The sequence below is a fragment of the Mesorhizobium sp. M0802 genome, assembly GCF_040320115.1.
Taxonomy (GTDB): domain Bacteria; phylum Pseudomonadota; class Alphaproteobacteria; order Rhizobiales; family Rhizobiaceae; genus Mesorhizobium.
The window spans coordinates 1-11,519 of sequence record NZ_JAMYOY010000027.1 but is presented as its reverse complement, the minus strand read 5'-3'; the positions used below and the strand labels follow the sequence as shown (position 1 = coordinate 11,519).

The following is an 11,519-nucleotide window of genomic DNA, read 5'->3' as shown; positions in this document are numbered from 1 at the left end:
CTGCTACCTGTTTCCAAGAGCCTTAGCCTCACGCTCCAGCGTATCGCGGTCATTGCCATGCTTCACGATGAGCTGGCGCACGTCGGGGATGCTGAGACCGAATTTGCTGGCGAGATAGCCGACCTCATACTCTTCGTCACCAGACACCCGGCTGCGATCCCGATTATCTGTTTTACTCTTGTCGTCTGGCATGATGATTCAGCTCCGTTCCGATAACCCACAACGCGAAACACGCAGTTTTGTTGCCGCCATGCGGATTCCGGAGCAGTTCTCGCTTTTTAAGCCAGCTTGAGGGGGCATCCTGGCGGCAAGGAAGACCTCCCGGCATGCTTCGCTGCAGGATTTCCGTGAGGATGGAAATAATGCCCTACTTAGTATTTGACTCGCTACTGTCCGTCCGAAAGCGTACAAGGGCCAGGTCGTCAGCTGAACAGTAATGGGCGCTGACGCTTGGGAGCGACCATCGCACTCTTGCCCTGAAGCGAGAGCAAACGCGATGACAGAAGAACGTCGCCCCGGCCTTAAACCCGAGATCGTCAGCGCGCTTGCGCTGGAAGCCGGGGCCACGGAGCAGCAGATCACCGAGATAATTTCGTTGGTCGGCTTCGATCGTTCCTCGATATTGCGGGAAGCTCGCCTGCTTAAGAAGACGTAAGTGAGCACGTAATTGTCGGTTTTGTACCAAGGCGGACAGGCTCTGCTGCCGACGCTATTCCAGCTGAATCGTCTGCAAATTGCCTTGGGCGCCGACGACTGAGGGACGCGTGCTCTCGCCCGAGAGGAGCGAGCGCTATGGACCTGCATCTTGATACAAACAAAAATGCGCTTCTGCGGCGCTTCGATCCTGCCGATCTGGATCACCTCAAGCCGCATCTGCGCAACACCTTCCTCGATCTACGCACGCCGCTCGAAAACGCCGGGCAAAAAATCGAATATGTTTATTTCCCTTGCAGCGGCCTAGCTTCGGTGGTGGCTAGGAAGAACAGGGGAGCCGACGCAGAAGTCGGCATCATCGGGTTCGAAGGCATGACCGGCTCGGCTCTTGTGATGGGCGACGACCAGGCCACGCATGATTGCTTTATTCAGATGACCGGCGAGGTGTTGGTGATCGACGCCTCGCAGTTCAAAGCGGCTTTAAAGGCGAGCAACACACTTCGGCCGTTTCTGATGCGCTACGTCCACGCTTTTCATATACAATCCACCTACACCGCTCTGATCAATGCGCGATGCAAAATCGAGGATCGTTTGGCTCGATGGCTTCTGATGTGTGACGACCGTGTTGTTGGCAATAGACTTTTCATCACCCATGAATACCTGTCCGTGATGCTCGGTGTGAGGCGCCCTGGAGTCACGGTCGCACTGCAGATGATTGAGGGGCGCGGGCTCATACAATCCCGGCGTGGTGAAGTGGTCATTCGCGACCGAAAAGGTCTGATCGATCTCGCAAACGGTAGCTATGGGGAACCGGAAGCGGAATACAGGCGGCTCGTCGGCGAAATCGAGATCCAGCCGCAGATTGTCCCTTGACGGGAACCGACGTTGACCCAGGTTTGGGCAAATGACCCTCTATTATTTCGACCTCGATGACAATGGCTTAGTCTACCATGACGACCAGGGCACCCATTGTTCGGCCTTCGATCAAGTCAAGGAGGAAGCCGTTCGCACTCTCGTTGAAATGATCAAGGAGAGCCTGCCAGATGGCGATCACCACAGGTTGACGATCAAGGTCCGCGATGACGGAGGCGGCGTGGTCTTGCAGGTCTCGCTGAACTTTGAGGTTGAGGCAGAGCGCCGTTACGGCGGTGGCAGTTCTCCCGATTCTCACGTCTGACAGCGTCCACGCAAATCAAGCGCCGCCAGAAACGCGCGCGCCGCGGCATGGCACGCATTATGCGATGGGCCATTGGAAACGAGAGTCCATGCTTGTCGGCAAAGATCGCCACTGCATATGGATCGCCAATCTGAACCCGGATCGAGCACTCTTTGCGCCTTAAGCATTACCGCCCCTCAAACCTGTTCAAAATGGCCCGACGTGAACCCGCGCCGCTGCGGCTATGTGATATCCGCTCAGCCGACAAGCGCCGGTGACAAAGCCGACAACCGCGCGGCTAACCTTGGTAAAAAACGTACATCAAAAGTTCTCCATCGGCCTATGGTTGCAAGGGAGCTAGGTGATTTATGCGCTGCTGGCGTTTGAGAGTTCGCCAGCTCTTGCTCATCCTCGGGAGGTTTACCATCATGGGCAAGGACCGTGAATGCGGTCAGATTTCGGCCTTCGATTTCGCCATGGTGCGCCAGGCCTTTCGGCAGTCGGCAAGCGAACAAGGGATCGCAGAGGGTCGATGGCCCGATCATGCGAAGCGGCTCTTCCAACAGCTAACCGATGAAGACCCCAACGATGACATGATCGGCTACATCATCGCGCCTTAGTACTGCTCGCGCTATCGCCGCACTGGGCCGATCCCTCGATAGTCATAGACCGCAGGTGGACCTTTGTTGCGTCCGTTCGGGACGTCTACGAAGGTCCCTCTGAGCCATTTGGCTTGGCTATTTCGCAAAGTCACCACTCGGTTAACCGCCCTTGCGGCGGCTTCGAACGGCGTCAACGCTCAACTTGGTGGGTCGCCTGCAACACGTCGTCTTCGATCTCTTCCACCCGATATGAGCTCATAGCCACCCCGGCCGAAATTCTACGCAGTGATGGACGATACCCTGCGATGGCGGGACCGCGCACTTGTATGAAAGTGCTATACGAGGAACTTAGCTGGCGGCATTCGCTTATGCATTCATGAGCACACGCGGCGTCAACTTCCTCGATCGCTGGATCGGCAACAATCTCCCCGAAACGGCTAAGGTCGACGCCGTCTCGATAAGTGAGTACACACACAAATTGTATGCCGACGCTAAAGCCTTGGGTATCAAACGCGAAGAGATCGACGAAGAAGTTGACGGCATATATCGGACGCTGGTCGATGCTGGGGTCCACTTTGATGCTGGCTTAACCGAATGAGCGTTCGCGGCCTTAAGTTTCTGGACAGGTGGGTGGCCGAGCAACTGCCCATTGTGGCGCGGGGCGATCCTATCGCCGCCAGCGACTTGGCGGATCCAATTAATAATGTTTAAGGTTTGATGGGTTGGATCGAGCCTGAATCGTTCGGGCTCTTTTGTCCAGATTTTGCAGATGTATTCAAAGGGCGTGAGGCCCTTGAGGGTCTTCAGTCGACGGCCGAAATTATAGGCTAAGACGAAATCGGCGAGATGCTGGCGCAGTTGGTCATGGCTCTCGTAGTAGAAGCGTTTGACGGTCGCATCCTTGATCGTGCGGTTCATGCGTTCGACCTGGCCGTTGGTCCATGGGCTGGGTTCGGCGCCGCGAGGATCGCGGCCAGCAATTCAGCCGACGCGTCCAGACCTGCCACTGCCTTGTGCAGCGCAGTGGTCGCGGCTGCTTGGTGATCTTCTGGCTTGCCGTTGTCGTTTGCGAGATCGGCCTTCACTGGCATCTTCATGGCGCGACTATGCGCCTTGCGGGAGCGGTCTACAACCGCACGACCTTATCGAGATGCCGGCGAATACGCTGGCCTTCCGCGAAGGCTACGGCGTAGGATTCCAGTTCGAATGATCGGTTGCTCTCTTTCCCCTCCTCAACCACGCGGCCTTGGACTAATGACCTGCCTCCTGCCGGTTTCAGCGTTCTCTTCGTGGTCGAACAGTGCTCGCCACAGCATGGCATCGGACGCTGCGGCTCCCAATGTTCTCTAATTGCGGGCCTGGGGTCAACCGTTTTCTAACCGATCCGATGTCCGGTAGCGGGTGGTGTCTCAGTTTGAAATTGTCGGCTTGGCTGGGTTCGGCGCCGCGAGGATCGCGGCCAGCAATTCAGCCGACGCGTCCAGACCTGCCACTGCCTTGTGCAGCGCAGTGGTCGCGGCTGCTTGGTGATCTTCTGGCTTGCCGTTGTCGTTTGCGAGATCGGCCTTCACTGGCATCTTCATGGCGCGACTATGCGCCTTGCGGGAGCGGTCTACAACCGCACGACCTTATCGAGATGCCGGCGAATACGCTGGCCTTCCGCGAAGGCTACGGCGTAGGATTCCAGTTCGAATGATCGGTTGCTCTCTTTCCCCTCCTCAACCACGCGGCCTTGGACTAATGACCTGCCTCCTGCCGGTTTCAGCGTTCTCTTCGTGGTCGAACAGTGCTCGCCACAGCATGGCATCGGACGCTGCGGCTCCCAATGTCAGCAACGCAGTCCGCTTCGGTGGAAGGGCTGCATAGCTCCTGGCGGGTTTGCCGCTGCTCGTCCCGGCAAGGGACAAGATTACCGTCGAGCGACGGATTTCTTCGGGTTCACCTCTATCTTCATGCGACGGCCCCCGCTTCTGCGGCCGACCATCGGAAGGATACGCCATCCACCCACATGCGGTGCATGACTACTGCTAGCTTTCGTGCGACGGCGATCTTTGCCTTCTTCAAGCCGCTGCGCTTGGCGATCCGGAGGCCCCAGGCTTTGAGCCCCGACCACTTCTCGACCCTCGTCAGGAGCGTGCCGGCGGCCTCAAATAAATAGGTACGGACAAGACTGTCTCCGCATTTTGAGATGCCCCTCTTGCGATCGATTTCACCCGACTGATAACATCGCGGTGTCAGGCCGAAGTACGCGCCAACGCTTCTGGATTTCGCAAACTTGGACGGATCATCGACCGCTGTCACGAACGCGAGGGCCGTGAGGACGCCCACGCCAGGAATGGCCATAAGCTGCCGGCACACAGCACTCCCTCGAGCACGGCTCATCAGTTGGCGGTCAAGCTGCCGAATCTGCTCCTTCAGGCAGGAATGGACGCACAGCATCGACCGGACGGTTTGATTGAGCATTGGGTCGCTATTGTCGCACGCCTCATCCACGAGCCGTTCGAACGGCTCGCCCGTTCGTCTTGACAGAATGACGCCAAAAGTTTTGAGAATGCCCCTGATCTGGTTGGTGACCTCTACCCGCATTCCGACGAGTTGAGCTCGTGCTCCAAGCATCGAGCGGACGGCGTGGCTGTCGAGACTCTTTACCCCGACCTCCCTATACCAGCCCGCCTTGACGATCTGAGCCAATCCATAGGCATCATTCTTGTCGGTCTTGTTTACCTGGCCACTCATGGTCGCCTGCGCATGGCGGGAATCAAGGCACAGCACCGGCAGCCCCATAGCCTTCAAGGCGTGCCAGTGCCAGGTCGACAAGGGACCGCTTTCGAGCCCTATGCGTACAACATCTGGTGCTTTGGATCTGATGTTTCCGGCTATGTCTTCTGGCGTCGATAGGCACTTTCCTTGCCAGACAAGCTTACCGTCATTGCCGATAACGCACAGGTGGGTCATCTCCTGCGAGACGTCTAACCCAACAAATTGGTCCATGTTGGCCTCCATGAGAATCACTGACGGCGAAGAATCTAGCATCGCCCGCAATTACCCCATGTCAGCATAGCGCCGGCCGCATGACGGGACGCGGGACCGACTGTCCCCGTCCGCGGGGTCCGCATCATGCATCAGGGATCGAACCCGCCCGCGGGACCGGATGCGGGCTGGGATTATGACAGCCCGGTCGCCGATCCTCTGCGATGCTCACCACCATCAGGTTCACTCAATCGAGTCCATCGTGGGGTCGCTCTGAAGCTCCGTCAACCGAAGGTTTTCCGAGAAGTGTTGTGGGAAGGTTCGACGAGGCGAGCGGCGGCTGCGCTCGGGACAAGCAAGCCAGCCGTCAGTCAACATGTGAAGCAGCTCGAGACCACGCTCGCATCACACTCTTCAAGAGATCAGCCAACCGCATCGTTCCCTTGCAGGAAGCCTTGGAACTCCTGCGAAACGTACAACTTGCTCTGACGTCTTTGATCGACTGGAAGCGTCGATCTTCGCAATGAAGAATGAGGAAAAGCAACGGATTGGGATCGCCGCGCCTTCTGTTTTCGGTTTCGTGACCTTGCCCTCTATCGAGGCGCAAGACCTGGCAGCCGAGACGATCGTCGATACCGATCCGCAGTTCGCCGCCCACGAGATGAACTTCAATGGTTGCGCTTCGCCGGCGTCGCCGGACTACTGGTGGAATTCGATTGCAACGGTCACGAGGCCGGATACGTAGCTTGCGCGCTGGGCGCCAGTCCTTTCATGGCGGCGAAGTTTTCTGTGTCGGGGCTCCCAGGCAACAACTCGGGAGCAACGAGCGAGTTGCAACCGAACCTTCCGCCGCTCGTTGACCTATGCTGGCTCGTTCAAGCATACTCCAGGCCATTGCCGCCGGCTCACGCTGGCGGGCTTTTTTGCGGCAGTCGGGAACATCCTCGCTCTGAGGCTGTTCGGTCGCACCCGGCTCTTTCTTCAGCGGTCCCGTGCCGGTGACCAAGATGGCCCCTCACTCATCGTGGTCGGCCCGCGCTCGGAAGCAAGCGCGGGCCATCCCTGCACAAGCACGGCGTCCCCAGATGTCAGCGGGCTTTTATCGTTATACTCTCATTGCTGTGTTGTCGGTGCGCTACCGCTTCTTTGAATGCACGTGCTGCTGCATCGCAAGCGACACGTGAGGAGCCGTTCACGGACAAGATGATTCCGGCTGCCTTCACTGTCAAACCGTGTTTCTCGACGAACTCTGCGGCTGTGTACGCGCGTTGGGCTTTTTCACTACTCCGCATTTCTGACTCGATATGCCGCTTCCGCCTCGTGTAAGATCTGGCGGGTCCCTTGCAGGGTGTGTGCATGCTCGCCAAAAGGCTAATGGCGTCGGTCGTTGGACTGCCTTCGTGATTCAGCAAACCGACGACTATATCTTGCTTGGAAACGATGCTCTGGTTGTGAGCGAGTTGCCCCGTCAAAAAAATGAGCCGGATCTCTGCCGGTGTCGGCATGGCCTTCTCCCTGGTCGGGCGAAAGCCTGATGATCGCTCCCAAGCGCCTCGTGCCTGTTTGTTTTTGGTTTTTCGAGGCGACCGCAACAGTGTGCGCTCGTTAGCGGGCAATGGCAACCGGCTAGGCAATTGAGCATCGATGGTGGGCGCGGGCCGCTTTGGATTCGTAGGCGGGGTGTGTGCTGGGAAGCTCGTGCCTGATAAATGAAGCCAGCACGGCGCGCGGCAATACCAGATATTCGCCCGCTTGGTTGGTCAGCACATACCGCTCGTCGTCCAACTGGGAAAAACGGAAGTACGCGAGCTGATATGTGTCGTCCAACGGTCGTTGGAACTCAGTTGCCGGAGCAAACTTAGTCATCGGACTGTAGGCCCGATCTGGAAAACGCAAGCGCCAGTATCGCTTTTCTAACAGTGGCGGTTTCGGCGGCGATGCTGCTACGCAGGTCCTGATCCAAGACCTCTAGCCGCAGTCTTTCTACCGCTGCGTCGGCCGAAGTTCGCGCGGCCGCCTTGCTGAAGTTGATCGTGCATACTGCGAAGCCGCCCTCGATCGTGATCTCAACCGCAGCGTTGCCGGTTACCCGATACGCGGCGCGCTTTACACAGTCGAGGCTGAAGACTGACAGATCAAACTTGACTTGGGCAGTCTGGACGAGCTCGCTATCGCGAGAGGTGTCCGACATCAGCAATAACTGTACCCAGAGCAGTGAGACCCATGACTAGCATGGCTTGAATGGCTAGTGTGGTACGCTCGCTTTTCCGCTATCGTCTCGTCGCCGTTCTGGTGATGCTCGGGGCGACTTCCGCGGGCTATCTTGCAGTCGGCGACGATCGGCACGAGCTGCCGCGCGTTCACCATGGCGGCGATTCGTCGGCCAGCAACGCGGCTGTCCGCGAGGCGGGCTGCGGTATCAAGGGCAACATTAACGAGCGCGGCGAGCATATCTACCATATGCCGGGGCAGGAATATTACTCTGCTACGCGCGTCAACCCAGCTCGAGGAGAGCGCTGGTTCTGCTCACAATGGGAAGCGTGGTGGGCGGGCTGGCGGAAAGCGAAAGTGTAGCGAATGCCTTTAGACTACACCTTCAGTTGCTCGATGCGCGTGCTCTTTATTGGAAGTTCGAACATCGCGCCGCCCGCGACAATTTCCGATTGCTTTTCGATCGTGCTCCAAAGGGCGAGTAGCCGCTCCATCTGCTTGACGACCGGAGCCTTGTAGAGGCCCTTCGAAAGAAAAAACCCGACGAGCCGAGAGCTTCGAAATGCAGCATATTCGACCTTGTTCCGGGTAATGCGTCGATCGCCAGAAATGACGATCCAACGCCCCTCCGTGCTCAGCTGGCCGATCCAGGCCACATCTTTCACGCCGGGGCCGAACTTCCCTCTGATATGGACGATCTCATGCTCCCCGGCGAACAGGGCATTTAGCGAACGGGCGAGAGCGGGCGACAGGTTTTCGTCGACCAGGGCTTTCACGCGGCGCTCTGAAGGCTCTCTTCGAATTTCATGGCGTCTCTAACAGAGGTAGCTGAGACATCGAAAAGGCGCGCCACCTTTTCCACGGATCCTTCGGCTTCTACCGCTTGCGCAAGCGCCACGGTCGGGACGCCATATTTGGAGGCGATCGGCTGACCGAACGAACGATGGGGGTCGATCACGATGGACTGCTTGCCATTGAAGGGCCGCCAGCGCGCCACCGCGTCATTCTCGATATCCAGATCTTTGAACGTCCGCTCTATGACCTGGCGGAAAACATACTGCCGCCTCTTCAGGTCGAGTAGCTTGGTTTCACCGGAACGCTCTATTCCTTCGAGGAAGATCGTTCTGCCGTCAGTCTGGAAGCGCCTGGTTGAGAACGGGCGCTCGTCATTGACGCACTCACGTGCGTACTCGATGCAATTTCTAACCGCCAAAAGGCCGACGCCGGCCCCTGTGAATGCTTTGACAAAGCGGAGCTCGATCAGGTCACGGAATCCGATCTCGAGATGATTGTTGATGATCGGCCACTGCGATGACCATAGCGGCGCGATTCGATGCTCAACTTCTTCGCGGCGGAAGGTGTAGCCCTTCATCCACCTCGAAATATTGAGCGCAGACGTCCCTATCAGGCGCGCGGCCTCTTCTGTTGAATTCACTGCAGAAAGAAGTTGTGCCCAGAGGCAAGTGAGAAAATATGTGTGCCTTCAGGTCTCACCACGCTCAAAGAAACCAACAGAAATACAACGATATATTCTGTGGGTTATTTCATTCCTCCCGGAATGTCCGACTGATTTGGTCCGACAGCGGCTTCACGAAATAGGAAAGCGCCGTACGCTCGCCCGTCTCGACCATCGCTTCGGCCGGCATACCGGGCACGAGTGTCAGCCCCTTGAGCTTCGTCAGTTCCGCCTGCGGAACCGACAGGCGCACCAGGTAGTACGAAATGCCGTTTTTTTCATCCGTCGCCAGATCGGCTGCGATCCGGCTGACATATCCGTTCAATATCGGCGTGGTTCTCAGATTGAAGGCTGACATCCGCAGCACGGCCTTGTGACCAAGCTGGATTTGGTCGATGTCCTTCGGGGTGATTCGTACTTCAAGCGCAAGATCGTCGCCTTCCGGCACGATTAGCATGATCGGATCGGCGGGCGTAATCACTCCGCCGACCGTATGAACTGCGAGTTGTTGAATGGCGCCTGACTGCGGCGCGACGATATCGATCCGCCGCAGTTCCTGTTCAACCGCCACCTTGCGCTCAACATACTCCCCGATCTGCGCCTGAACCTCTCTGAGCTCCTGGCCGACTTCCGACTTGAAATCCTGATCGATCTGCGGGATCTGCAGGCGCGTTTCGGCTATGCGGGCTGCCGTCTGTGCCTGATCTGCGATCTTCTCACCGCGTTCGCCGCCGAAAGTGGCAACCTGGATCTTCAGGCTGTTCAACCGTTGGTCCGAGACAATGCCTTGCTTGCGCAGCCCACTTAGAACAGCAATTTCCTTTTGGAGAACCTCGATCATTTTTTCATAGGCAATTTCCTGCGCCTTGAGTCCTTCGATCTCGTGGTGATATTGAGTAATGCGTTCCGCCAATTGCGCCTGCTTCCCGTTGCGGGATTGCCTGCGGAATTCGAACAGCAGCGTCTCGCTATCTATTGCCGAAGCTACGTCCGGAACATCTCTTCGGGCGAGTAGCCAGTCCGGGAAGGCGATTTCCGCGAGATCGTCACGCTCAGCATCGAGTCGTGCCAGGTAGGCGGCCAGCTCATCGAGCCGCTTGGTGACTATGGCGAGATTGGCGCGCGTCTGGGTGGCATCGAGCCGCATGAGGATGTCGCCGGCTTTTACTTTATCCCCTTCGCGCACCAGGATTTCTCCGACCACCCCGCCAGTCGGGTGCTGCACCTTCTTGACATAGGAAACGACGACAAAGTGTCCGGACGCTACAACCGCACCGGAGAGATTCGTGAAGGTCGCCCAGGCTCCGGCTCCTCCCACAAAGATCACGCTCGCCAGAAGGCCCGCCACCAGGTGCCGGCGAATGGAGCTTGAAACGTCATTGTTCTGATCAATGCCGGACACCGGTATCCTCCATGTCAGCGCGCTCTGCCACGTGATCCTGTGTAGACTCGATGGCCTTCAGGACTTTGGAACGCGCACCGAATGCTCGCTGCCGTCCACCTTCCATCACCAACACCAAATCGACGGCGCGGATGACGCTCGGCTGATGGCAGACGACAACCGCAATGCCCTTGCGCTCGCGCACGGAGGCGATCGCCTTAGCGACTGCAGCTTCGCCTTCCGCATCGAGATGGGTATTGGGTTCATCCAGCACAACAAGGAAAGGGTCTCGATAAAGGGCACGGGCAAGACCGATAAGCTGGCGCTGCCCGGCGGAAAGTGCCGATCCGACCTCACCGACCGGAGTTTCGTATCCGTGCTCAAATCGGAGGATCAGTTCGTGCGTGCCCGCTGCTTTCGCCGCGGCGACAATAGCCTCAGGGTCAGGATCATCTTCAAAACGAGCAATGTTTTCGGCAATGGTGCCGTCGAACAGCTCAACACCTTGTGGCAGATAGCCGATATGACGGCCTAGTGCTTCCCGGTCCCATTGATCGAGGCTTGCGCTGTCAATGCGAACCTTCCCGGCGACCGGCGTCCATGCGCCGACGATGGCGCGCGAGAGTGTCGACTTGCCCGAGCCCGATGGACCGATGACCCCGAGTGCGCTTCCCGCCTGAATGACAAACGCAAGGCCGGTCACGGTCAGCTTGCTTTCGCCGGGCGGAACGATTGTCACGCTTTCCAAGCGCAGTTCGCGTTCAGGTGCAGGCATAGGCACAACAGGAGCGGTTTCAGGAACCTTTTCCAAGAGGTCCTCAAGCCGCGCCCAACTCTGGCGCGCAATGAGGAAGGGTTTCCAGCTTGAAATGGCCAGATCGACCGGAGCCAGTGCACGCCCCATCATTATCGAACTGACAATCATGACCCCGGCCGTAGCCTCCTGCCTGACGACAAGGTACGCACCGACGGCAAGAATGGCCGATTGCACCTGCAGGCGCAAGTCGGCATTGCAACGCGCTGCTTGCAGCAGACCATTGCGTGCCATGTTGTGGGCAACGGTATCGCTTATCGGCCCTTGCGAGAGAG

Annotated in this window: 17 protein-coding genes and 1 pseudogene; 7 read left to right on the top strand and 11 right to left on the bottom strand. The window is 57.9% G+C overall.

The features are described 5' to 3' along the window. Positions 1–3: 3 nt before the first annotated feature. Positions 4–192 (bottom strand): DUF3606 domain-containing protein, encoded by a 189-nt coding sequence (locus NKI10_RS27780; protein ID WP_023807131.1) that lies wholly within the window; start codon positions 190–192, stop codon positions 4–6. 304 nt (positions 193–496) lie between these two features. Between NKI10_RS27780 and NKI10_RS27775 the strand changes: the two genes are divergently transcribed. The 4 genes from NKI10_RS27775 (at position 497) to NKI10_RS27760 (ending at position 2,430) form a co-directional block, all read left to right on the top strand. Then, entirely contained in the window at positions 497–655 is a 159-nt protein-coding gene (locus NKI10_RS27775; protein ID WP_023807132.1) for a hypothetical protein, read from the top strand. 137 nt (positions 656–792) lie between these two features. Continuing rightward, positions 793–1,527: a Crp/Fnr family transcriptional regulator gene (locus NKI10_RS27770; protein ID WP_023807133.1), complete on the top strand. Its 735-nt coding sequence runs from the start codon at positions 793–795 to the stop codon at positions 1,525–1,527. A gap of 31 nt (positions 1,528–1,558) precedes the next feature. Further along, the gene (locus NKI10_RS27765) at positions 1,559–1,831 is read left to right on the top strand and encodes a DUF6894 family protein (RefSeq protein WP_023807134.1); all 273 of its coding nucleotides are present in this window, start codon (positions 1,559–1,561) and stop codon (positions 1,829–1,831) included. A gap of 407 nt (positions 1,832–2,238) precedes the next feature. After that, positions 2,239–2,430: a hypothetical protein gene (locus tag NKI10_RS27760; protein ID WP_023807135.1), complete on the top strand. Its 192-nt coding sequence runs from the start codon at positions 2,239–2,241 to the stop codon at positions 2,428–2,430. 696 nt (positions 2,431–3,126) lie between these two features. On the opposite strand, the pseudogene NKI10_RS27750 reads toward NKI10_RS27760, so the two are convergent. The 4 genes and pseudogenes from NKI10_RS27750 to NKI10_RS27735 form a co-directional block, all read right to left on the bottom strand. Next, positions 3,127–3,357 (bottom strand): annotated as a pseudogene (locus tag NKI10_RS27750) (integrase core domain-containing protein); the annotation flags it as partial. Next, positions 3,327–3,509, bottom strand: a complete 183-nt coding sequence (locus NKI10_RS27745; protein ID WP_023806370.1) for a hypothetical protein — start codon at positions 3,507–3,509, stop codon at positions 3,327–3,329. The gene NKI10_RS27745 and the pseudogene NKI10_RS27750, both read right to left, overlap by 31 nt. A gap of 312 nt (positions 3,510–3,821) precedes the next feature. Beyond that, on the bottom strand, positions 3,822–3,995 hold the full coding sequence (locus NKI10_RS27740) for a hypothetical protein (protein ID WP_023816936.1): 174 nt from the start codon (positions 3,993–3,995) through the stop codon (positions 3,822–3,824). A 367-nt stretch (positions 3,996–4,362) separates the two neighbouring features. After that, entirely contained in the window at positions 4,363–5,403 is a 1,041-nt protein-coding gene (locus NKI10_RS27735) for an IS110 family RNA-guided transposase (protein WP_023806369.1), read from the bottom strand. Between the two features lie 126 nt (positions 5,404–5,529). Here NKI10_RS27735 and NKI10_RS27730 point away from each other — a divergent pair, with 126 nt between their 5' ends. After that, entirely contained in the window at positions 5,530–5,871 is a 342-nt protein-coding gene (locus tag NKI10_RS27730; protein WP_081727491.1) for a helix-turn-helix domain-containing protein, read from the top strand. 34 nt (positions 5,872–5,905) lie between these two features. Further along, positions 5,906–6,127 carry a hypothetical protein gene (locus tag NKI10_RS27725; protein ID WP_023806368.1) on the top strand — a complete coding sequence of 74 codons (222 nt, stop codon included), beginning with the start codon at positions 5,906–5,908 and terminating at the stop codon, positions 6,125–6,127. Positions 6,128–7,008: 881 nt separating this feature from the next. Here NKI10_RS27725 and NKI10_RS27720 read toward each other — a convergent pair. Together NKI10_RS27720 and hxsD are read right to left on the bottom strand one after the other, a co-directional pair. After that, positions 7,009–7,209 carry a hypothetical protein gene (locus NKI10_RS27720; protein WP_031198881.1) on the bottom strand — a complete coding sequence of 67 codons (201 nt, stop codon included), beginning with the start codon at positions 7,207–7,209 and terminating at the stop codon, positions 7,009–7,011. Between the two features lie 31 nt (positions 7,210–7,240). Beyond that, positions 7,241–7,573 (bottom strand): His-Xaa-Ser system protein HxsD, encoded by a 333-nt coding sequence (gene hxsD, locus NKI10_RS27715; RefSeq protein WP_023806365.1) that lies wholly within the window; start codon positions 7,571–7,573, stop codon positions 7,241–7,243. Between the two features lie 50 nt (positions 7,574–7,623). Between hxsD and NKI10_RS27710 the strand changes: the two genes are divergently transcribed. Continuing rightward, on the top strand, positions 7,624–7,956 hold the full coding sequence (locus NKI10_RS27710) for a sunset domain-containing protein (RefSeq protein ID WP_031198880.1): 333 nt from the start codon (positions 7,624–7,626) through the stop codon (positions 7,954–7,956). A gap of 14 nt (positions 7,957–7,970) precedes the next feature. Here NKI10_RS27710 and NKI10_RS27705 read toward each other — a convergent pair whose 3' ends face one another. From NKI10_RS27705 to NKI10_RS27690, 4 genes are all read right to left on the bottom strand, one after another. Further along, positions 7,971–8,369, bottom strand: coding sequence for a PIN-like domain-containing protein (locus tag NKI10_RS27705; RefSeq protein ID WP_352800973.1), 399 nt, complete (start codon positions 8,367–8,369; stop codon positions 7,971–7,973). Next, a complete protein-coding gene (locus tag NKI10_RS27700) occupies positions 8,366–8,965 on the bottom strand; it encodes a hypothetical protein (RefSeq protein WP_352862405.1) in 600 nt (199 codons plus the stop codon). Before NKI10_RS27700 ends, NKI10_RS27705 begins: the two co-directional genes overlap by 4 nt. Positions 8,966–9,137: 172 nt before the next feature. Next, positions 9,138–10,451 carry an HlyD family type I secretion periplasmic adaptor subunit gene (locus tag NKI10_RS27695; protein WP_023806359.1) on the bottom strand — a complete coding sequence of 438 codons (1,314 nt, stop codon included), beginning with the start codon at positions 10,449–10,451 and terminating at the stop codon, positions 9,138–9,140. Next, the coding region (locus tag NKI10_RS27690) for a type I secretion system permease/ATPase (RefSeq protein WP_352862404.1) at positions 10,438–11,519 on the bottom strand (1,082 nt) is incomplete at its 5' end. The genes NKI10_RS27695 and NKI10_RS27690, both read right to left, overlap by 14 nt.